The 22427-nt window shown below is 44.7% G+C and carries 18 protein-coding genes and 1 pseudogene; 9 read left to right on the top strand and 10 right to left on the bottom strand.

Annotated elements, in window-relative coordinates; genetic code table 11:
* The first annotated feature begins 73 nt into the window (after positions 1-73).
* Positions 74-1248: pseudogene (locus ACLBVC_RS21240) on the top strand (IS3 family transposase).
* Positions 1249-1392: 144 nt separating this feature from the next.
* Here the strand turns inward: ACLBVC_RS21240 and ACLBVC_RS21235 are convergent.
* The gene (locus ACLBVC_RS21235; RefSeq protein WP_410151256.1) at positions 1393-1743 is read right to left on the bottom strand and encodes a hypothetical protein; all 351 of its coding nucleotides are present in this window, start codon (positions 1741-1743) and stop codon (positions 1393-1395) included.
* Positions 1744-2611: 868 nt separating this feature from the next.
* Here ACLBVC_RS21235 and ACLBVC_RS21230 point away from each other — a divergent pair.
* From ACLBVC_RS21230 to ACLBVC_RS21210, 5 genes are all read left to right on the top strand, one after another.
* Positions 2612-3886 (top strand): HlyD family secretion protein, encoded by a 1275-nt coding sequence (locus tag ACLBVC_RS21230; protein ID WP_410151255.1) that lies wholly within the window; start codon positions 2612-2614, stop codon positions 3884-3886.
* On the top strand, positions 3879-5981 hold the full coding sequence (locus tag ACLBVC_RS21225; RefSeq protein WP_410151254.1) for a peptidase domain-containing ABC transporter: 2103 nt from the start codon (positions 3879-3881) through the stop codon (positions 5979-5981). The genes ACLBVC_RS21230 and ACLBVC_RS21225 overlap by 8 nt, the downstream gene beginning before the upstream one ends.
* A 68-nt stretch (positions 5982-6049) precedes the next feature.
* Positions 6050-6751 carry an ATP-dependent Clp protease proteolytic subunit gene (locus tag ACLBVC_RS21220; protein WP_410151253.1) on the top strand — a complete coding sequence of 234 codons (702 nt, stop codon included), beginning with the start codon at positions 6050-6052 and terminating at the stop codon, positions 6749-6751.
* Between the two features lie 514 nt (positions 6752-7265).
* Positions 7266-7676, top strand: coding sequence for an ASCH domain-containing protein (locus ACLBVC_RS21215; protein ID WP_410151252.1), 411 nt, complete (start codon positions 7266-7268; stop codon positions 7674-7676).
* A 209-nt stretch (positions 7677-7885) separates the two neighbouring features.
* On the top strand, positions 7886-8185 hold the full coding sequence (locus ACLBVC_RS21210; protein WP_410151251.1) for a hypothetical protein: 300 nt from the start codon (positions 7886-7888) through the stop codon (positions 8183-8185).
* A gap of 242 nt (positions 8186-8427) precedes the next feature.
* Here the strand turns inward: ACLBVC_RS21210 and ACLBVC_RS21205 are convergent, their stop codons facing one another.
* On the bottom strand, positions 8428-8874 hold the full coding sequence (locus ACLBVC_RS21205) for a hypothetical protein (protein ID WP_410151250.1): 447 nt from the start codon (positions 8872-8874) through the stop codon (positions 8428-8430).
* Between the two features lie 354 nt (positions 8875-9228).
* On the opposite strand from ACLBVC_RS21205, the gene ACLBVC_RS21200 reads away from it, so the two are divergent.
* On the top strand, positions 9229-9954 hold the full coding sequence (locus tag ACLBVC_RS21200; RefSeq protein ID WP_410151249.1) for a hypothetical protein: 726 nt from the start codon (positions 9229-9231) through the stop codon (positions 9952-9954).
* Positions 9955-10691: 737 nt separating this feature from the next.
* Here the strand turns inward: ACLBVC_RS21200 and ACLBVC_RS21195 are convergent.
* Entirely contained in the window at positions 10692-11396 is a 705-nt protein-coding gene (locus tag ACLBVC_RS21195; RefSeq protein WP_410151248.1) for a hypothetical protein, read from the bottom strand.
* 119 nt (positions 11397-11515) lie between these two features.
* Between ACLBVC_RS21195 and ACLBVC_RS21190 the strand changes: the two genes are divergently transcribed.
* Complete coding sequence (locus ACLBVC_RS21190) at positions 11516-11923, top strand: hypothetical protein (RefSeq protein WP_410151247.1); 408 nt, start codon at positions 11516-11518, stop codon at positions 11921-11923.
* Positions 11924-11928: 5 nt separating this feature from the next.
* Here the strand turns inward: ACLBVC_RS21190 and ACLBVC_RS21185 are convergent, their stop codons facing one another.
* The 4 genes from ACLBVC_RS21185 to ACLBVC_RS21170 form a co-directional block, all read right to left on the bottom strand.
* Positions 11929-13155: an MFS transporter gene (locus tag ACLBVC_RS21185; RefSeq protein ID WP_410151246.1), complete on the bottom strand. Its 1227-nt coding sequence runs from the start codon at positions 13153-13155 to the stop codon at positions 11929-11931.
* Positions 13156-13676: 521 nt separating this feature from the next.
* Positions 13677-14336, bottom strand: coding sequence for a TraX family protein (locus ACLBVC_RS21180; RefSeq protein WP_410151245.1), 660 nt, complete (start codon positions 14334-14336; stop codon positions 13677-13679).
* A gap of 232 nt (positions 14337-14568) precedes the next feature.
* Complete coding sequence (locus ACLBVC_RS21175) at positions 14569-16668, bottom strand: peptidase domain-containing ABC transporter (RefSeq protein WP_410151244.1); 2100 nt, start codon at positions 16666-16668, stop codon at positions 14569-14571.
* Positions 16661-17935 carry an HlyD family secretion protein gene (locus ACLBVC_RS21170; protein WP_410151243.1) on the bottom strand — a complete coding sequence of 425 codons (1275 nt, stop codon included), beginning with the start codon at positions 17933-17935 and terminating at the stop codon, positions 16661-16663. The genes ACLBVC_RS21175 and ACLBVC_RS21170 overlap by 8 nt, the downstream gene beginning before the upstream one ends.
* Before the next feature lie 716 nt (positions 17936-18651).
* On the opposite strand from ACLBVC_RS21170, the gene ACLBVC_RS21165 reads away from it, so the two are divergent.
* A complete protein-coding gene (locus tag ACLBVC_RS21165) occupies positions 18652-18999 on the top strand; it encodes a hypothetical protein (RefSeq protein ID WP_410151242.1) in 348 nt (115 codons plus the stop codon).
* Positions 19000-19087: 88 nt separating this feature from the next.
* On the opposite strand, the gene ACLBVC_RS21160 is transcribed toward ACLBVC_RS21165, so the two are convergent.
* From ACLBVC_RS21160 to ACLBVC_RS21150, 3 genes are all read right to left on the bottom strand, one after another.
* Positions 19088-19579, bottom strand: coding sequence for a CPBP family intramembrane glutamic endopeptidase (locus tag ACLBVC_RS21160; protein WP_410151259.1), 492 nt, complete (start codon positions 19577-19579; stop codon positions 19088-19090).
* A gap of 929 nt (positions 19580-20508) precedes the next feature.
* Positions 20509-21291, bottom strand: coding sequence for a site-specific integrase (locus ACLBVC_RS21155; RefSeq protein WP_410151241.1), 783 nt, complete (start codon positions 21289-21291; stop codon positions 20509-20511).
* Positions 21292-21590: 299 nt separating this feature from the next.
* Positions 21591-22016: a hypothetical protein gene (locus tag ACLBVC_RS21150; protein ID WP_410151240.1), complete on the bottom strand. Its 426-nt coding sequence runs from the start codon at positions 22014-22016 to the stop codon at positions 21591-21593.
* Between the last annotated feature and the right edge of the window lie 411 nt (positions 22017-22427).

Raw genomic sequence — 22427 nt, 5'->3', positions numbered from 1 at the left:
TGTAGTGGCATAGTTAATTTGGCCACCTGAATAGAGGTGATATCATCGCCTCATAGTCAAAACAGGTGACATTATGACCGGACGTAACAAACGCAATTTTAGCCCCGAGTTTCGCCTCGAAGCTGCCCAGCTTGTACTCGATCAGCATTACACCGTTGCCGCCGCTGCCACGGCAATGAATGTCGGTAAGTCCACGATGGATAAGTGGGTTCGGCAGTGGAAAGAAGAACGAGGAGGGAAATCACCCGTAGCGTCACCCATGACACCTGAGCAGATTGAAATACGCGAGCTGAAGAAAAGACTTCAACGTGTTGAAATGGAAAGAGATATAATAAAAAAGGCTACCGTGCTCTTGATGTCAGACTTCCTGAACAGTTCTCATTAGTTGAGAAACTCAGGGCGCGGTTTCCTGTTGCCGTTGTGTGCAACGTGTTTGGGGTTCATCGCAGCAGCTATAAATACTGGCGGCAGCCAAAGAAGCCTGATGCCGCACGCGTGGCATTACTCAGTCTTGTTCGTGAAAGCTATCGCGAAAGTAATGGCTCCGCAGGTGCACGTAATATTGCCGCGATGGTCACTACCAAAGGTGTAAAACTGAGCCGCCGGCGGGCAACAAAGCTAATGAAAGAACTTATTCTCATCAGCTGTCAGCAGCCTGGTCATCGATATAAAAAGGCGTCTAAGGAACACGTAGAAATCCCCAATTATCTGGAACGCCAGTTTGCTGTAACAGAGCCTAATCAGGTCCGGTGCGGTGATGTGACTTATATCTGGGCGGGTAAACGCTGGGCTTATTTAGCCGTTGTGCTTGATTTGTTTTCCCGTAAACCAGTTGGCTGGGCGATGTCATTTTTCCCAGACTCTGCACTGACAGGTAAAGCGCTGTCCATGGCCTGGGAAGCGTGAGGAAAGCCCGCTAATTTGCTGTATCACTCGGATCAAGGCAGCCACTATACCAGCAGGAATTTCAGACAGTTATTGTGGCGATATCAGATAAAGCAAAGCCTGAGTCGCAGAGGGAATTGCTGGGATAACAGCCCCATGGAACGTTTTTTTAGAAATCTGAAAACGGAGTGGGTACCGGATAATGGATACGCTAATTTTAGCGAAGCCAGGACAGCGATAACGAATTACATAACGGGATATTACAGCCAGCTCAGACCTCATCAATATAAAGGTGGTTTGACGCCAAATGAATCAGAGCGATTGTTCTGGAAAAACTCTAAATCCGTGGCCAGTTTTGCTTGACCACTACAAATACCCTCAGTCCTTCTATCAGGGCGTCCAGATCGATTTCTTTTTCCTTCACTGACAAAGGTATAATGGCTGTTCAATCCGTAGAACCCCATACAGTATATACGTTTGGGGTTCTACGCATATTTAAAGGTTTAATTACCAGTGGCACTGTCCGTTAACACTGTTAGAATTAGAATCACCACCGAACCCGCCGCGATTATTATTGTTATTATTATTATAGCAATTGCTAATATATGAATGTACCCCAGATATGACCGCACCGGTCACTGCACCTTTTATCGCACCGGCCGCAGCACCAATAGCGACACCTTCTGGGCCGCCAGGCCATCCTTGCATGCCTCCTCTAATCGCTCCGGCGTAAGCCGTATTAGCTGCGCCATGCATTGCATCGTGAGATACACGTGAAGAAGAGCAACCCCCTTCATAGTTCGAATTGGCATTCCCACCAGAAATGAGTGAAACCTCACTGACTGTTAACTCTCTCATTCATTAACTCCTTGCTGTGATATAATTGTAAACGAAAGGAATAGCTGACATTGAAATAAAAAGATATGAGACAATAATCCCACTCATTGTGTTATTGGAAACATTTAAATAGGCACACAAAATTCCAATTGGAATGCATGCGGCCAATGAAATTAGTTCAAGAAAAATAAAAGTCAGTATTTTTTTCTTGTTAAATCTCAATGAATCAATCTTTTTCATAAGGATTCCAAAATCAAAACAACGAATGTAAAGAATACTATTTCCGTGAAAAATCCAGAACATTTATACGCCCAAAAGTAAGCATTTTGTTTGTTTTGTTTCAATTTGTTACACTATATTTCAATTACTTAACCTTTAATCGGTGGGTATTATTTCCCACCCTATCTTTTTGCCATTTCATGATATGAAAGCGCCAGGAAAATCAATATAACTCATTGTAATTTATCAGTATTGATATTTTCATTGCTTCATTTTTTTCTTAATCTTTTAAATATTTTCTTTGTAGTATGCTTGTTGAGTAAAGTTATCAAGCAAAACAAGAGTACAATCGTGGTTTGGATACAGCATCAACCTAAACTCAATGGTTGGCTTCCTTTAACAGCCATATGTCATAAACCGGCAATCTTTAGATGAATATCTGTAGTCTCATGTGATTGATAGACTGAATGCTATTGGCTATATTTGCAGAGTTTTAAAGAGATAAGGCTCCTAAGCACAATCGACAAGACTTTTTTGACATGTAGGTATAATAAAATTGCGGATAAGACGACCAAAAGGTCTGATGAATAAACGCTTGCCGGAGCAATTTAAGGTCATAACATAATGAACGTGACGCATCACATCTCAACTCGCTAAGGAAGGGCAAACCGTGTTTCGCCAGGAAGCGATTAATAGTCAGAAAATGAAATGGCGCGGCCGAGCGCTTCTCCTCCCCGGTATTCCCTTTTGGGTCACCGCATCCTTATGTCTTTTATTTATTACAGTCTTCCTGACCTGTGTCATCGCCGTAAACTATACCCGCAGAGTCAACGTGACCGGTGAGATCAGCACCTACCCTCGGGTGGCTAACGTATATTCCGGGGTTCAGGGCGTGGTAGTCAAAGAATTTGTTACTGAAGGACAGGTAATCAAAACGGGTACTCCCATTTATCAGATAGATGTGAGTAAAAGTACCCGCAGCGGCGTGGTCAGCGATAACCAACGCCGAGACATCGATGACCAGCTTGAGCGCATTACGCAAATCATCGGCCGGCTGGACAGCAGCAAAAAAGACACGGTTGAGATGCTGGAGAAACAAAAGGCACAATATACCGTGGCTTTCCAGCGCTCCACCGACATACTGCGGCGCGCCGAGGAAGGACTACGTATTATGAAAGAGAATATGGAGAACTACCGGCAATACCAGACGAAGGGGCTTATCAATAAGGATCAACTCACCAATCAGGTGGCGTTGTATTACCAACAGCAAAACAATCTGTTGGGTCTTACCGGACAAAACGAGCAAAACTCTCTGCAGATCACCACCCTGGAAAGTCAAATCCACACACAGGCCTCAGAATTTGATAACCAGATTTATCAAATGGAACTCCAGCGCTACGAACTGCAAAAAGAACGGCTGAATATCGATGCCGGCGGAACCATCATCGTCCGTGCACTGGTTGATGGTCGCGTCGACTCCCTTAGCGTCACGATAGGGCAAATGGTCAACGTCGGCGACAGTTTGCTGCAGGTTATCCCACCCTGCATTGATCATTACTCTCTGGTACTTTGGGTACCCAATGATGCTATTCCCTATATTTCCTCAGGGGACCGGGTCAACATTCGCTATGAAGCCTTTCCTTCGCAGAAATTTGGGCAGTTCGCCGGCACGGTGTCAGTGATTTCCAGAGCACCGGCGTCACCCCAGGAAATGCTGACCTATCAGGGTGCCCCCAAACCCGCGCTGACCTCCGCAGTCCCTTACTACAAGGTGATTGTCAGACCAGAGAAGCAGACCATTATGTATAACGGTAAACGCCTGAGCCTGGAAAACGGTATGAAAGCGGAAAGCACACTATTTTTGGAAAAAAGGAAGATATATCAATGGATGCTATCACCGTTCTACGACATGAAGCACAGCGCGTCTGGGCCGGTCAATGAGTAGGCTCTCTCTCAAAAAACTGCTCGGCCAGCTCGACATCCGGCTGCGACAACGCGTCCCGCTAGTTCATCAAACTGAATCCTCTGAATGTGGTCTCGCTTGTCTTGCGATGATCTGCGGCCACTATGGCAAGAACGTCGATCTGATTGCGCTACGCCAGCAGTTCAACCTCTCGGCGCGTGGCACCACGTTGTTCGGATTAACCGGTATCGCCGAACAACTCGGTTTGTCATCACGTCCCTTGTTACTGGATATTGAAGAACTCAGTGCGCTAAAAGTGCCGTGCATACTGCACTGGGAGTTTAACCATTTTGTCGTTCTGGTGAACGTCAGGCGTAATCACGTGGTCATACATGACCCGGCCAGAGGCCGAAGGACCATCAACATGGCGGAAGTGTCGCACAGTTTCACCGGCGCGGCACTCGAGGCCTGGCCAGGCGCTGCATTCAAAGCAGACACCGTGCAAAACCGGCTCAGTCTTAGCACGCTTATGGGAAGCGTACACGGCCTCAAAGGGGCGCTAGGCAAGATTTTTTGTCTGTCAGTAGTGATTGAAACCATTAACCTTGTGATGCCGGTTGGTACACAGCTGGTGATGGATCACGCGATCCCAGCCGGCGATCGCGGTTTGCTGACCTTAATCTGCGCGGGGTTGTTGTTCTTTATTCTGCTGCGGGCGGCAGTCAGCATGGTGCGTTCCTGGTCCTCATTGGTCATGGCTACCCTCATCAACGTCCAGTGGCAATCCGGGTTATTCAATCATCTGTTGCGCCTGCCGCTGGGGTATTTTGAACGCCGTAAACTGGGGGATATCCAGTCCCGCTTCGGCTCGCTGGATACATTGCGCAGCACCTTCACGGCCAGTATTGTCGGTGCCATCATGGACATTATAATGGTGGTCGGCGTGTTCGTGATGATGATTTTGTACGGAGGCTGGTTAACCTGGATAGTTATGGCCTTCACAGCCCTATATGTACTCCTTAGGCTACTAACCTACGGTTATTACAGGCAACTGTCAGAGGAGTCTTTAGTAAGAAATGCCCGCGCCGGTTCCTATTTTATGGAAACCCTGTATGGGATCGCCACAGTCAAAATGCAGGGGATAGCAGAAAGACGCAGTGCCCACTGGCTCAACCTCGAAATCGATACCATCAATACCGGGATCCGGGTGACTAAGATGGACATGCTGTTTGGAGGCATCAACACCTTTGTCTCAGCCTGTGACCAGGTGGTTATCTTATGGTTGGGTACCAGCCAGGTAATCGATAACCAAATGACTATCGGAATGTTCGTCGCGTTCGGCGCTTTTCGCGGACAGTTCTCCGACAGAATTGGGTCGTTGACTAACTTCTTGTTGCAATTGCGCATGATGAGCCTGCACAACGAGCGTATTGCCGATATCGCCCTGCATCCGCAGGAAAACCGTAAGCCGGACCTCCCTTATGAGGCTCGTCTTCAGCCGATGTCGCTGGCAACGCGAGAGCTTAGTTATCGTTATGACAGCCAATCTCCGACCATTTTCAACGGGCTGGACATCACTATCGCACCAGGTGAAAGTGTGGCTATTGTTGGGCCGTCCGGCTCGGGCAAAACCACTCTGATGAAGGTTCTGTGTGGGCTGTTTTATCCTGATTACGGCCGGGTCGAGGTGAACGGTATCGATATTCAGCAGTTGGGTATCAATAATTATCACAAAATGATCGCCTGCGTAATGCAGGATGACAAGCTGTTCTCCGGCTCCATCAGGGAAAATATTTGCGGATTTTCAGACGAAGTGGATGAAGCGTGGATGCAGGAATGTGCCCAAGCCAGCTACCTGCATGAGGTCATTAAGCAAATGCCCATGGGGTATGAAACCCTGATCGGTGAATTAGGAGAAGGGTTATCAGGTGGTCAAAAACAACGACTATTCATTGCACGGGCAATTTACAAGAAACCTGCAGTTTTGTTCTTAGATGAGGCTACCAGCGCACTGGACAAGGAAAGTGAGGCGATGGTGAATCACGCGATCAAAGCACTAGATATCACAAGGGTTATCATTGCTCACCGAGAGACAACTATAGCTTCGGCAGACAGGGTAATTGTTCTTAACAAATAACTCAGTAAATGGTTTTATAAAAATAGTCAGGTATAATTTATTGCTTTTCACACTAATGGGTATCCGTTGTGAATACCCATTTAACTAAGAAACTAAAAAAAATGAAAAAAATATTAATAGCATTCGTTGCGGTTATTGCCTCTGCAGGTGTGAAGGCAAATGTCGTTTCTATCCGGGGTGATACGGTAACAAACGGTGAGGTCAACGAGATAGGGGTTTACTTTAACGGCTCAGTAAATAATCAAACTGTGACCTGGCTGATATCCTCGCTGGCGGATATCCAGTCAAACTATCGCAACGTAAAGAACATTGACCTTTATCTTAACAGCGACGGTGGAGATATGGATGCAGGATACGTGGCATACGAGGCACTCCGAAAAACTCCACAAAAGCTGAATATTATTAACGCTTCTATGACAGGGTCAGCAGCCACGATGATTTACTGCGCATCGAATGACCGCTATACCATGCCCATGGCGAGATTTATGATGCATCCCGCCGCATCGGGTTATGAAAAAGTAGACTATATGAAACCTGATCAGGCACGAAGGATCTTGGAGGAAGATGACAGTTACAACGCATTGTTCCGTAAGGTCTACACATCTTGCACAAACCTTACTCCTGATGAATTGGAGAAAATAACAGCTTCCGAGTCTGGGCGCGTTATTTATAGTGCAGAGCAGGCTCAGAAAAATGGTTTAGTCAATAAAGGAATAAGGGATAGCCAAAGTTACCCATTGACATATTTTATTACAGACTCTCAGAGTTAATTATTCGCTACCTGAGTCGTCTCTTTATTACGGATTATAGCTAATTTCAGCTAGTGGTAAACTGTATATATCAACTGCGTGTTCTGGCGAAGTTTAACGGTTATTCCGGGGAACGTGAACGAGCTATTTCATAACGTCCCCTAACTTCTTTTTATTACATCGACAATTCACATTCATTCAACCCGGCACATGTCAAGGTAATTGTCGTCTGTTGTAATAAAATTACGTTATACCGCCTCTTTTTCATATTAGACGATACGAAAAAGAGCACGGAACATTTGAAATACCTCCTCCTGTTGGTGCTTCAAGAACGCCTCTGTAATTTGCGGAGCAGAAATTAAAAGTAGAACGTCTGCTCTTGGCACAAAGCGGACCTGTGCATAGTTCGCTAAGTCCGCTGTGAGCGAAGAGCGGACGAAGAAAGTAATATGAGAGCATCAATGTAAATTTTCTGGCAATTTATGCTCAAAACATTTATGAAATTTCTTTTTATATTTGATTAAGAGGGCTTTAAATGTGTGCGGTTGGTGAATTAAAGATGAAGTATCCAAGCGCGAATGCTTGGCAATTTGGTGATAGCCCAGAACTGGCCAACGAACTTGCAGACCTTATTATAAAAGGGATTAAAACGGCCTCATGCGGTTCTTTTGCAACTTACCAGCAAGAAGAATATGCACCTAGGATTGGGAGTTATAACATCATCCTTGATAGTCAGGATGTACCAGTGTGCGTTATCAGATTGGTTTCGATGCGACTCGTGCGTTTTTGTGATGTTACCGCCGACTTTGCCCGAAAGGAAGGTGAAGGTGATTTGAGCCTTGAGTATTGGCAGAACGAACATCAGAAGTTTTTTACTCGTGAAGGTTATTTCTCTGATGAAATGGAGCTGATCGCAGAAGAATTTGAGGTTGTTGAGGTTCTGTGAACCGAACAAAGTATCTGCATCTCAGATGAGAAAAATATCGTAGCGTTTTACCTACTGCAATTTATAAAATTTCCTCTTTTGGCACGAAGCAAACATGCTGATGTGAATGGTCAGCTTTGAGCGAGGAGCGGACATTATTGTACAAAGCATGGCGTCGGGTTACAGTGAGATCATTGATTGATAAGTGAGCCGAATCAGAACAGTAGCCAATGAAACAAAAACTTCGCAAACGTAACCAAGACTGGATATCAAGGCAATTGCAACGTGCGAAAAAAGAGGAAATGCCGTTAAGTTTCTTTATGAACTTTTCCTCAATACGAGCAACTGCTTGTAATGGTGAGCGCCTTAAACGGCGTGGTCGTCTCAAGCCGGACTGGAATCGCGCATTGTTTCATCAGGGTTGGGGAGAAGTGCCGATTGTTGGGCCAAAAGGTACAGTTTACTGGTTTGAGGGATTTGATAAGGAACAGTTGCCTGTTGAATGGATACCGCGGTGGGAAGATGCCTGAATGTATTGGTTTTGATTTGATCTCACAGTGCAACACACAATCAACTCTTATAATCTTCTGTGAGCGAGGAGCGGACGTTTTACTTTTCACAACTTCGTAATGACATCGAGTTAAACATATAATCCCTGCCATCTACTCACCGCACAGCCTCTCCTACGACCGCTTCTACTGCCAGCCGCTAATTAGCCCGTTAAACACATTATTAATCGGAATGTTACTGCCGCTGGATGGTGAATAAAGAGTCAGTCAGTACAACTAAAATGCACGAGGAATCTGCCATATTGTGACTCAATGACGAACTCATCATGTAGGGAGCCATACCAAACTGGTGGGCTGGTGATGAGCGTAAAGAACAACGCATTACCGGTCATGGAAGTGAGTCCATCTTGAAAATGGGCGAGCAGGTTCTGCTTGAGTGAAGTAGGCAGCCGCTGAGTGTCCCGATGCTCAAAAAACCATAACGCCACCTTTTCCATAAACATTTTTTCATCGCAGGCTTCAAGTTGCGGGTGCCAGTATGCGGCTGGAAACTTATCTGTAATGGTCGAGTGATACATCGCCACAGAAGTCAGCATGCTTTCGCTTTCTTCAAGTTTCACCACGAAATAGTCAGACGTGCGGTTTGCCGCATCATTCATACAACCTACGGCCCGCATAAATCCTGTAAGTTGCTCCGCATATTTATCCATTTTTGCTCTCCAGGCGCGCTGCGGTATCCAACTTGATCACTTTTATATTATGAATGGCTTTGAGGACATTACAACATGTCAGAAGGGATCCTCGTTAACCTTTGTAGAGAGATTAAAACCTGAATAATAATTCTATAATTAAGAGGGTGTATTTCTGGCCGCGAGGCAAAGGGCAAGAGCTCACTTACTCTCCATTTACCAGGATAAGCCGCTGTCACAACTTCTGCTCCTGGCACATTTCTGCCACTGAACCTTCAGCTTCACGACGCTTTCAAAATCAATGTTGGCAGGTTGAAGATCTTAGCGATACTAACCTAAGCTAGCACTCGGGATTTTTTAGGTAGGGATTTTGTTATGTCAATATCGAACCATCTTAGCTGGGGCGGGCTTGTCGCGCTTGGCGCCGCGCTGTTGGCAGGATGTATTCCGTATCCGCGAGAAAGGCCAGGGTATATCGACCTGTGCCAAAGCGAGTATACCTTTACTGTCGATAGCCCAAACGGAAAGCAAGAGATTGTACTAGAAACCTATATCTATGATCACGGTATGCCTGGCAACTATATGCCTGATAAACGAAGCAGTTTCACTATTCCGCATGTCCAGGGGCCTGAGGCGAGGCCGGAATTTTATGTCCAGTTGATTGCCTATAACAAAGGACGTCAGCGGCCTTCTCGTCCGGGAACTACCGGGCTGCCAGCAGTACCGATTTTTATCGACACTCGTAATGCCTATATCGACCTGGGTGATGGTAAACGGCTTAGCGCGCGGCCAGAAATTTACCTCGGCACCACATCATTCCCGTACGATTTTCCGGAAGATAAACAGGGATATGCAAGGCCATCGCCTTACGACATCAATAGTGATGAAGTACATCGCAATGTCCCACGAATTACCAATAACGATGACTACGGCTCAGCGTATGTAGTTTTTAAAATTTATGACGGCAACGCGAATACGAAATGGGCTGTCCATTTAGGCGACCTTGACGTTAATGGTGTGAAAGTGGCGGTACCCGCGCTGAAACTGTGTTATCAGCCAACGCTGAAGTGGATTGGTATTGAGCCGCTCATGCGCCCATAAGTACCGCCTGGGGTAATCCGATGACATCCGCTAATGTTTCAGGGAGTCCACTTTCACAAGCCATTCCACGGCTTTGCGGCCGTGCAAGTCCGAAACCTGGCAGAAAGAGGACAAGCTCAGAGAGCTGAAGGTCCACTTTGAGCGAAGAGAGGGCATACGAAGGGTTATGATTTGCATGAAATTTAGTGCTTAAAGTAGGGGCATCGATCGATACCTCGTTGATATTAACTAATCATCCCAAATATGCCTTCCAAATGCTGACTCATACACTGATTTAAAATTCGATAAGTTTTTAATTGTGAACATCAACAACCTAAGAAATATGTCGCAACACCATTTTATTTGAAGAGTGATTTGAGCTAGCACTATAGCTTTAAAGTCACCTATGCTATTCGTATTAAACGAATAGCCTCTACGAATCAATCAACTCATTAACTATATAATTCAACGCTAGAATTTCCGATGGGCATTCACATTTCTTTCTAACCACTGTTAAAACTAACAAATTCTGGTAACCCTCACCCTGAGACATAGATATAACTTTTTCATTGCTCGATCCTATTTACTACCGTCTATTAGTAAAATAATTTGCACGGTTATTTCAAAGGATGAATTTCAAAAAACCTTAAAGATAACTCGACATGTACTATAAATTAACCCCCATCGATATAAAAATCAACGGGGATTGAATTCTATAAGTGCACTATAAAAAAACTAGAAAGGTACTTTAAATTTATTCATGCATAATCATGCTCATGAAAAAACATGGGGTCACCATTATTTTCACCCACCTCTGTAAGCACAGGTTGCAATTCATCACGTGTACACCCAAATTGCCAACAAACGAGAATTCTTTTATCCCCTGGATAGGCTTTATATGACTGGGTCCTATGAATTGTCGATGTGCCATCAAAGAGGATTCCTTGCCCTTCTTGATATTTGTGAACAGTCGCAAGTTCATCATAAGCATCGTATTCATCACGATGGGCAGAAGTAGTTTCGAGACCGCCAAAATAAGGTTGAAAAGGAAAGAGTGGTGTTAAAAGCGTCCCACTTTCATTTGTTCCTAGTTTAGTGTGATGGAAGTCAGAATGCCATCGGCCAGTAGGATAACTACCAATGGTTTCAATTATATTGGCCTGTACTACTCGCATTGTATTTCGACTTTTACCGATGATGTCTCGGCTTAAAGCCAACTCACAACCGTCAAGAACATCTCGGAAGATCTTAATTGCTTCAGGAGACTTAGCAAAATACCATCGCATGCTTACGCTTTTAAATTCATCGCTATAATCTTCATGGGCTTTAATTCCAATATCTACAGATGGATGAAGGTTGTTATCCAGAATATCATAATATAATTGTCTTATTGGATCCAACGCATCAAATGAGAAAGCTAATTTCGTCACACCAGAATTTAGAAACTCTTCTTTCTTAGACATAATAATCCCTTTATATAAAAGGCTCTTTCGAGCCTTATTTAAACTAATTGGCTGTTATTTCCAAGTGAGGGAATTAATGTATTTCCGCCGTCATTCGTGCTGGCTTAGTTTCCGCAGCCATGCGTGCTGGCTTAGTTTCCGCAGCCATGCGTGCTGGCTTAGTTTCCGCGGCCATGCGTGCTGGCTTAGTTTCCGCGGCCATGCGTGCTGGCTTAGTTTCCGCGGCCATGCGTGCTGGCTTAGTTTCCGCGGCCATGCGTGCTGGCTTAGTTTCCGCGGCCATGCGTGCTGGTTTAGTTTCCGCGGCCATGCGTGCTGGTTTAGTTTCCGCGGCCATGCGTGCTGGTTTAGTTTCCGCAGCCATGCGTGCTGGCTTAGTTTCTGCGGCTAAGATATTTGTATTGCTCATTATGCTAACATTTTGCATTGATACTTCCTTTATCTATCTATTTATAAATAGTGCTATAGCACTCCTTACCCAATACCCTCCCAAAGGAGAATATAAGATCCCATTAGCTGGTGACTGAAGTTTCTATTTTTTATTCAAAACTATTCTAGTTGAAAAGACTGATAAAAAAGTAACCACTATGCAAATTAAAAATAATATGTTTGAATTAATGCTATATATATAGGTCCCTAATGCTGGTCCAATGACATAACCAAAAGCTGAAGCACCAAATAGAAAACCAGAAACTCCACCTTGTTCGTCTTTCGTTACAGCCAACGAAGCCGATGACTGTATGGCAGGTATCATCATTCCAAAACCAATACCTAGAAACCCACAAGCTAAGTATAATCCGTTAAACGTTTGAGTCGTTAAAATTAGAAACATAAAGCCAGTAACGCAAGACCACATTCCGCAGTATAATAGAAAGTTGATACTTGGCTTAATGATCTGAATGAGTAATAATTGGATGATAATCATGAAAGCAGCCATGGTCGCGAAAAGCCCACCTATTTTTGATATTGATCTTTCTGGACTAAGATTAAACACATCTTGCACATAAAATGATAATGTTTGCTGAAAACATGAAAATCCGACATACGTCAATGATATTCCAATAAAAATAGGGAGAACTCTTTTATCTGTTAATCGTATTAATATTCTTTCTTTTTCTTTATTAGTAAGTGACTTTTTTTGTGGCTTTAAAACTAAAAAACCTAATATTACCCCTAACAAAGAAATTGCAGAAGCGACCAAAATAGGAAGAAGAAAAGATACTTTTCCTATAACAGATCCCAATATAGGCCCGATAATTGAACCTATTCCATATGCAGAGGCAATAAGGGCAATTCCGGCGCCTCTTTCTTTACTACTTGTGCTTTCAGCAACATATGTCATTGCGGCAGGGTGAATACCTGCCGTTAAAAATCCCGTTAAGCTTCTTATAACGAGTAAAAGGTAAAATGCTGAAAGGGCAGAAATAGAATGATTTACACTGATATGTAGTCCATAACCTAAAAATAGGGTTCCAGTTGTATAAAAAATCATTCCAGCAAGATATGCATTTCTACTCCCAAGTCTATCTATTAGCCTCCCCCACATACCCGAAGAAAGAGTAATAACTAGTGCTGCTATTGTAACAATGATACCAACAGAAAAATCTGAAATTCCAATTTCGCGACTTGCTGGTCCCAAAATCGTGTATAAAAGTGTTTGTCCTATTCCCACACACACAAGACCAACCACAAGGGTGAGGTGATGAATCAAGCCTGCTGAATATGTGTTTCGAATGGTTTCTTTATTATATGAATCCATAACACTCCATGTATTGGCAATGATTTATATTATTTTATTCAGGTATGCATTGATATTAATCAATGATAATAATTAGTCAATGTAAGGAAGTGTATGGGCGCAATAAAAGTTAAATATGTTAATAAATGATTAATTATGTTAATTAATGGTTGAAAAAACCAATAATTTATCGATTTATAGGGAATATATCTAACTAATTGCAAATAAGAAACTTTATGGCTAAAGATGAAGTGATAATGCTAATCATTATCGATTTCTGCCATATCTATATCATTTATAGTGCACTTTTAATTTCTTATGGGTAGTTTGTGAACGTGTGCAGATGCCTTCTTAGTAGGGTTTGTTTTGAAAAGACTGACGCATTTTAAAGATTCCATGTGATTGAGCAACGTCCGCTTCTGGCACACAGCGGACTATCATGTCTACTTAAGAAACATGCAAACGTAGGATATTTTCCCTTTCCCAAGCGGACCTCATAAATCGTTTTTATGACAAAATACCGGCATCCGTTTGGAATTTTGTCAAATACCCCACGTTCTGAGTAAAGCTGAAACTATTCCTAATACCATCAAATGCCCGCAGTACAGCCAGTAAAAAGTTTGCCGCGGTAAGAAGCGTTTCCCTGTTGCTTTCGCGCTATCTGTTAAAGTGAGCATGAATAGCGGTAAAAACAGCGTGGGTATAATGCCGAAAGCGATCACTTCAATTATTGGCGCAGTCATCAATGAAGCAGCATTTAAACTGATCAGTGATAAAACCCAAAGTAATAGAACTACCTTGTCTGGTGCGATGCTGGCTAGCATAAGAACTGAGATCAACACAAAGGCAATGCCCGCTAACCCATAACTGGCCAGTGACAGTGGCCACGCGAAAATAGCGATAAGCAGAATGCTTTTTATCCAGCAATACTGCGTCCTGGGATAGATCCACGCGACCAGTTGGCTGCATACGGCGAAGACAAGCAAAATGTTCAACGCGTACCAGGGCTGATGGTCATAAAAGGCAAAGGCAAAGAAAGGCTGGGTTATGATCGCCCACTTCCATTGCCGTTTAGCCAGTTCCTGGGCACGGCCTGGCTGTTTTGCCATGTTGAATGCGAAGATAAGCGCGAACAGTGGCATTGCCATGCGGCCAACTGCGTAAAGCAGTGGTTTACCATTGCTTTCAATCCACAATGCCAATTTGATTAACCTTAACAAGTTTATGAGAATGTTAACTATTTATGAGATCGTTATTTATCATCCTTAAATAAAGGCCATTACGAATTGCATCAGTTTTTGTCGTTACTAAAATGTTCAATAAGCTATCAAAGATAGAAGGTGGACAAATGGGATCTGAAGCTTGTCACTAAAATGTCCACTTTGGCACAGAGCTATCGAAGCAACACTAAGGACAGAATGAGTGCTAAAACGCTTATCCCAGATAAATTACCCGGTCTGCCGAAGCTATCGTCGTCTCTCGATGAGCAATGATAACCTTTGTTATGCTTAAAGTTTTAATCGCCATATTCACCATAGTTTCACTTTCTTTGTCCAGAGCACTGGTAGCCTCATCTAAGAACAAGACTGCAGGTTTCTTGTAAATCGCCCTTGCAAGGAACAGTCGCTGCTTTTGCCCCCCTGATAACCCTTCTCCTAATTCACCGATCAAGGTCTCATACCCCATGGGCATTTGCTTGATGACATCATGCAGGTAGCTGGCTCGGGCGCAATCCTGCATCCAGGCTTCATCCACTTCATCAGCAAAGCCGCAGATATTCTCCCGGATGGAGCCGGAGAAAAGCTTGTCATCCTGCATCACGCACGCGATCATTTTGTGGTAGTTATTGATACCCAATTGCTGAATATCTATACCGTTCACCTCGACCCGACCTGTATCAGGATAAAACAGGCCGCACAGAATCTTTATTAAGGTGGTTTTGCCCGAACCGGACGGCCCAACAATAGCCACACTTTCTCCTGGAGCGATGGTGATGTCCAATCCGTTGAAAATAGGCGGAGACTGACTGTCATAACGATAACTAAGCTCTCTCGTTACCAGCGACACCGGCTGAAGGCGAGCCTCATAAGGAAGGTCTGGCTTACGGTTTTCCTGCGGATGCAGGGCGATATCGGCAATGCGCTCATTGTGCAGGCTCATCATGCGTAGTTGCAGCAAGAAATTGGTCAACGACCCAATTCTGTCGGAGAATTGTCCGCGAAAAGCGCCGAACGCGACGAACATACCGATTGTCATTTGGTTATCGATTACCAGGCTGGTTCCCAACCATAAGATAACCACCTGATCACAGGCTGAGATTAAGGTGTTGATGCCGCCAAACAGCATGTCCATCTTAGTCACCCGGATCCCGGTATTGATGGTATCGATTTCGAGGTTGAGCCAGTGGGCACTGCGTCTCTCTGCTATCCCCTGCATTTTGACTGTAGCGATGCCGTATAGGGTTTCCATGAAATATGAGCCGGCGCGGGCATTTCTTACTAAAGACTCCTCTGACAGTTGCCTGTAATAACCGTAGGTCAATAGGCGAAGGATTACATATATGGCAGTGAAGGCCATAACTATCCAGGTTAACCAACCCCCGTACAAAATCATCATCACGAGCACGCCGACCACCATGATAATGTCCATGATGGCGCCGACAATACTGGCCGTGAAAGTGCTACGCAATGCATCCAGCGAGCCGAAGCGCGATTGAATATCACCCAGTTTTCTACGTTCAAAGTAGCCAAGGGGAAGTCTCAATAGATGATTAAACAACCCGGATTGCCACTGAGCATTGATGAGGGTCGCCATGACCAAAGAGGACCAGGCCCGCACCATGCTGACTGCTGCCCGCAGCAGAATAAAGAACAACAACCCCGCGCAGATTAAGGTCAGCAGTCCGCGGTCGCCCGCAGGGATCGCATGATCCATCACCAATTGTGTACCCACCGGCATCACAAGGTTGATGGTTTCAATCACCAATGACAGACAGAAAACCTTTCCTAGCGTTTTTTTTAGCCCATGTACGTTACCCATAAGCGTGCTAAGACTGAGCCGGTTTCGCACAGTGTGTGCTTTGAATGCTGCACCTGGCCAAGCCTCAAGTGCCACGCCGGTGAAACTGTGCGACAGCTCCGCAATGTTTATGGTTCTGCGTCCTCGAGCCGGGTCATGTATGACCACGTGATTACGCCTGATGCTCACCAGAACGACAAAATGGTTAAACTCCCAGTGCAGTATGCACGGCATTTTTAGTGCGCTGAGGTCGTCGATATCCAGTGAAAGAGGGCGTGAGGATAAACCTAGCTGTTCGGCAATGCCGGTTAATCCGGACAATGTGGTGCCACGCGCCGAGAGGTTGAACTGTTGGCGTAGTGCAATCAGATCGACATTCTTACTATAGTGGCCGCAGATCATCGCCAGGCAAGCGAGGCCACATTCAGAGGACTCAGTTTGATGGACTAGCGGAACGCGTTGCCGAAGCCGGATGTTGAGCTGGCCGAGCAGTTTCTTGACAGATAACCTACTCATTGACCGGTCCCGACGCGCTGTGTTTCATGTCGTAGAACGGTGATAGCATCCATTGATATATCTTCCTTTTTTCCAAAAATAGTGTGCTCTCCGCTTTCATACCGTTTTCAAGGCTCAGACGTTTACCGTTATACATAATGGTCTGCTTCTCTGGTCTGACGATCACCTTATAGTAAGGGACTGCAGAGGTTAGCGCGGGTTTGGGGGCGCCCTGATAGGTCAGCATTTCCTGCGGTGACGCCGGTGCTTTGGAAATCACTGACACCGTGCCGGCGAACTGCCCAAATTTCTGAGAAGGGAAGGCCTCATAGCGAATGTTGACTCGGTCCCCTGGGGAGATATAGGGAATAGCATCATTGGGTACCCAAAGTACCAGAGAGTAATGATCAATGCAGGGTGGGATGACCTGCAGCAAACTGTCGCCGACGTTAACCATTTGCCCTATCGTGACGCTAAGGGAGTCGACGCGACCGTCAACCAGGGCACGGACGATGATGGTTCCGCCGGCATCGATGTTCAGCAGCTCCTTTTGCAGTTCGTAGCGCTGGAGTTCCATTTGATAAATTTGGTTATCAAATTCTGAGGCCTGTGTGTGGATTTGACTTTCCAAAGCGGTGATCTGCAGAGAGTTTTGCTCGTTTTGGCCGGTGAGACCCAATAGATTGTTTTGCTGTTGGTAATACAACGCCACCTGATTGGTGAGTTGATCCTTATTGATAAGCCCCTTGGTCTGATATTGCCGATAGTTCTCCATATTCTCTTTCATAATACGGAGTCCTTCCTCGGCGCGCCGCAGTATGTCGGTGGAGCGCTGGAAAGCCACGGTATATTGTGCCTTTTGTTTCTCCAGCATCTCGACTGTGTCTTTTTTGCTGCTGTCCAGTCGGCTGATGATTTGCGTAATGCGCTCAAGCTGGTCATCGATATCACGGCGTTGGTTGTCGCTGACCACGCCGCTGCGCGTACTTTTACTCACATCAATCTGGTAAATAGGAGTGCCCGTTTTGATTACCTGCCCTTCAGTAACAAATTCTTTAACAATCACTCCCTGAACTCCGGAATAGACGTTTGCCACGCGCGGATAGGTACTAATCTCTCCGGTGACGTTGACTCTGCGGGTGTAGTTTACGGCGATGACACAGGTCAGGAAGACTGTAATAAATAAAAGACATAAGGATGCGGTGACCCAAAAGGGAATTCCAGGGAGGAGTAGCGCTCTACCACGCCATTTCATTTTCTGATTATCAATCGCTTCCTGGCGAAACACGGTTTGCCCTTCCTTAGCGAGTTTGTATGTGATGCGTCACGTTTATTATGCCATGACATTATATTGCTCCGGCAAACGTTTGTTCATCAGTCCTTTTGATCTTCTAATCCTCAATTTTCTCCGGACTATCATCGAAAGATTAATGACTTATCACACGTGGCAATATAGGAAGGCCAACCATCGAGCTTAGGTTGATGCAGGCTGTTTCCAGTGAAGGATTGTACTCCTGTTTTGTTAGATAACTTTACTCAACAAACATGCTTTTAAGAAATGATTAACAGGTTCAGAAAAAAACTGGAAGGGTTAAATATTTTTAATCATAAATTACAATAACTTAAAAAAAGTTACCATAACGTTCTCATAGTCTGAAAGGACAAAGAGACACGATGAGAAAATAATTCCCATCGATTAAAAGTTAAGCAAGTGAAATTATATGTAACAAAATATGATAAAACTGACAAAGAGCTTACTTTTGGGCGTATAACTGTTTTGGACCTTTCACAAAGAAGTAAACGTGTAGCTGAATAAATCATTACCATCATACTGTTGGCATTTTGTTACTGCTATTTCATTTTCTCTGTGGAATAGTCATATATGTGGTAATAAAAATTCTACGGCTTTACTCCTTCTGCAAGTGTCAGTATCACTGCTAATAGATTTTCTGGTGGAGACCAAATCAATAGCAGAAAAAACATAACCGTTACGAGGGTAAAAAAATGATAAAAGAACTTTCTCAATCTGAACTAGCTTTAGTTGCAGGCGGAAATGCTAACTCTAATTATGAAGGCGGCCATGGCGGCGGTAACGCACATAACAATCATGACCAAGCGTCTTGGAGTCATCTTTCGGGAAGAGCGCCTACAAAAATATATGGAGGTCCCGGTACTGCTGAATGTGCTACAGGCGTTTTTGGTGCACTCGTAAAAGGTTTTCCTAACCCTGGGAAAATGGGGTTCGGTGTGTTTCAAAATGCAGGTAAATGCCTGTCTGATAATGGCGGCCGTGGCGGCGCTTTTGGCGGAGACTCTAATGCCAACAGCGTCAATGGTCAATGCCACTGGTAAATAGTTTACATAAAATTAAACTACCCTGAAGTAATAACGACTTTAGGGTAGTCCCATGAACGATTATGAGCTGACATAATGGAAGAGATCATTGCATGATTAGGCTGAAAAAGTTCATGGAAGCGTGTAAGATTACCGGATATAGAAGGCCATCAGTCTTGTCTCGTATGTAAAATAGCATTAGCCCTGAAATGAAAATATTCAGCTGTTGGTATATTTCATATGAGTTAAAATGAAAAAGGCAAAACAATAAAGTTGTTATAAAACAACAAATTAATCCTTTACCATTAAATTTTAATTTTATTAAACCTAAAACAAATCCTCTAAAAAAAACCTCCTCATATAATGGTGAAATAAATACAAGAACAATGAAAAGTGGGATTGTAATGGGAGTGCTTTCATACCCGGACTGTTCACTATGGATATAAATAAATGCTGATATAGCGAAACAAAATAATAGCAAAATTAAAAATAATGTAACTTTACCCTTTGATGCTGAAAAATTAAAATTGATACCCTTTATTTTTTTTGAAAATTTGTTATAAATATATACACCGAGGGATAACTGGCAAATTAGCATGATTATTATTGAATCATCGAATTCAACTTGAAAGAAACTCGTCAATATATAAGGGGATATGGTAAATAAAAAGTAAAAAATCATGATGGCTAAGATTTTAGCTCTATCTTTTTTTATGTTTATTTTTAAAGTATCTTCCATTATTTTAAAAGACCTGTCGAATATAATTCCCTTGCATCATAGAGTTTAAGGCAAAAGTGATACCTTAAACTTAAAATGATTAAAGTCATAAAAGCCATTTTTCAATGGCTTTTATTAAAAATCATAGACTCAAAAAGTTTTTTTGTCATTAGTGCTAGTTTTGTCTGCGATCCAAGACCCTGCTTTTAGCATGAAACATACGAGGAGCAAACTCGCTAAAAGGCTTAAGAGAGGATGAGCCGAATATTGAGTCCCCAAAGGGTCAAGTGGAGAATAGTGTATGACTAACAAAGATAGTATTAGGCCCGCTAACACAAACATAAATTTCTTCAAGATCTTCACCTCTTAAATATGGAAAATGTTATAACAGCATATTTTACTTTATGGTAATATTGGTACCAAGGCGTTCGAAATTGTTAAAGCATTTATAAACCACTTTTACAATTCTTCATTCGTGTCTGATGGTAACTCATACCATGTTACATTTCAAAACAGTCCCTCATTATGCAAAATCATACACTCATAAGGATTCAAGATCCAGATACGCTTTTTTGAGTAATATCATCCTTCTCTCGCTAATTCATACAGTGTAAAGCTTCCATTGCATAATGAATAGGCGGCAATTCTATCGTCGTAAAAAACCGGTCATAGCTTATACCAAAAACTACTTCGTTTTAATTGCTCACAGTTATTCATCTTATCTGATCCCGTCTGTAACGATAGGATGATGCCTCTCTTAGCCGTCAAAGGAACCGCGTTGTTTATGGAAAGGATGCTGCACCTCTTCATCATGACGTCTGCCTAAGCATGGCCACTGCCTCTGCACCTGGCATTAAGAACTGCACCCGGTGGCGGGCCGCCACGTCCAGCGCAAACACCTTCGTATACACCTCCGTCGAGCTGACCGACTTGTGCCCCATCAGGCTCTGCAGCACCTTGAGCGGAATACCGGCGTACAGCATGTGCATGGCGTAGCTGTGCCTGAAGGTGTGCGGCGTCACCGTGACCGAAAAGGTGACACCGTCTGCGGCGGCCGCGTCCACGGCCTCATTTATCCAGCTGCGCACCGTGCGGTCGGTGATCTCCCAGATACGCGCCTTCTCGGTCTTACCGGTTCGCTTATTGCGTCGCTCCAGCGGAACTTTCAGCGTGGCCACCATCATCTGCAGCTGACTGACGTACAGGTGGTCCGAAAGGGGGATCAGGCGAAGGGCCTGGCTCCCGGCGGGTGCACGTCCGGCCGTTCTCGCTGCTTTCTCTGCGCGTTGTTTGAGCGTGGCCAGCTGCACGAATGGGTAAAGCTCCGTCAGGGAAAAATCCCCACGGGTCAGGGCCAGCGCCTCGTTAATGCGCGCCCCCGTATTCCAGAGCGTCGCCAGCAGCATCTTACGGTGCAGATCCGGCACATAGTGGAGCAGCGCGCTCACCTCCGGTGCTATTAGGTAACTCGGCAAATTGTCCTGAAGCACCGCCATCTGACGCAGGGCGAGCGCGGCCGGATAGTCGATGGCCACCGGCAGTGTTGCCAGAGTCCCCTGATGAAACGCCGCCGGAGGGTATGAAGGGGTCATGATGTTTCTCCTGTAGAGTTTGGATTCTTTCCCCCGTCGCGCATCTGATTACGGATCTGAAACGCCGCAAGTTCGCGCTGACGCAAGATGTACTCCACCGCGCGACGGTGCCGTTCCTGCCGCCATACTTGCCAGAGTACGGGCTGGGCAGACCATTCCGTCGCATCAAGACGGGTGCCAGGCAGACAAACTAGTTTGCGCAGCCGCCGTGAGAGGATCAAGGCTTTCAGCCCGAGGCGGGCATACTGGTACTGACGTTCCTGAAAGCCTTCTTTGTGATAGGGGGCCCAGCTATGCTCTTACGCAATAGCAATGTCTCTTCGGGCTTCGCTCTGCAGTACGGGCAACTCGCGGATTCGATACATGATCAGTGGGGGCAGCGTACGCCAGTCTCCCGAAACATCCACGGTAATCAGCTCAGGTTGTTTTACCGCAGGAGAATACTCACCTTGCTGATCGGGCTCGCCCTTGTCCGTGGCAACCCGGACACAGTCCTCGGCAAAGTGCTCCAGCAAAAAGACCAGCTCCGTGGCAATAAATAGTCGTTCACTGGCCTGCTTCGCTGCTGCAGCCCTTTCCTCGCGCTTTCGAGTAAAATGATGCGTCAAACCCACGCCTCCCAGGGCCGCACCAATCGAGGCTATTGCCGTGATGATTTGTGGTGCCAGGCTGGCACTGTCCTTAACCACCTTCACCCCTTCAGTCGCAATAAACCAGTCACCCATGCTTTTTCCTTATTGAGTGCAAAATCCCGCCTACGATAATTGCCAATCAAGAAGATCAGTAAATCAAGCCAAGCGTGAAAATTGATTCCTCAGTTAGCTCATCATCAAACTGTGATGGTTGGCTACCGGGCGGATAAGGGAAAATTACTGTCGCATGCTTTGTAAAATCCCAGCCTTTAGTGTGAACATCCAGATGTCTCTCAGCCACAATGTAATTGTTCCATGTCACTATCTGACAGACACCTTTCTTCCTGTTATGAGGTCTTGGGTAGCAGAACCACAATTTCTCATGACCAAGCATGATTAGTGCATCATGAATATTTCTTAGATCAATTATCTTTCGCATAGCCAATCCCATATTCAATTATATATTTTTCAATAATCCCGCTTCGCATTCATCACCCATCCTCA

The sequence above is a fragment of the Rahnella selenatireducens genome (assembly GCF_046449555.1).
GTDB classification, from domain to species: domain Bacteria; phylum Pseudomonadota; class Gammaproteobacteria; order Enterobacterales; family Enterobacteriaceae; genus Rahnella; species Rahnella selenatireducens.
Note: the sequence above shows the minus strand (reverse complement) of the source record. Positions and strands in the feature narration are given on the sequence as shown.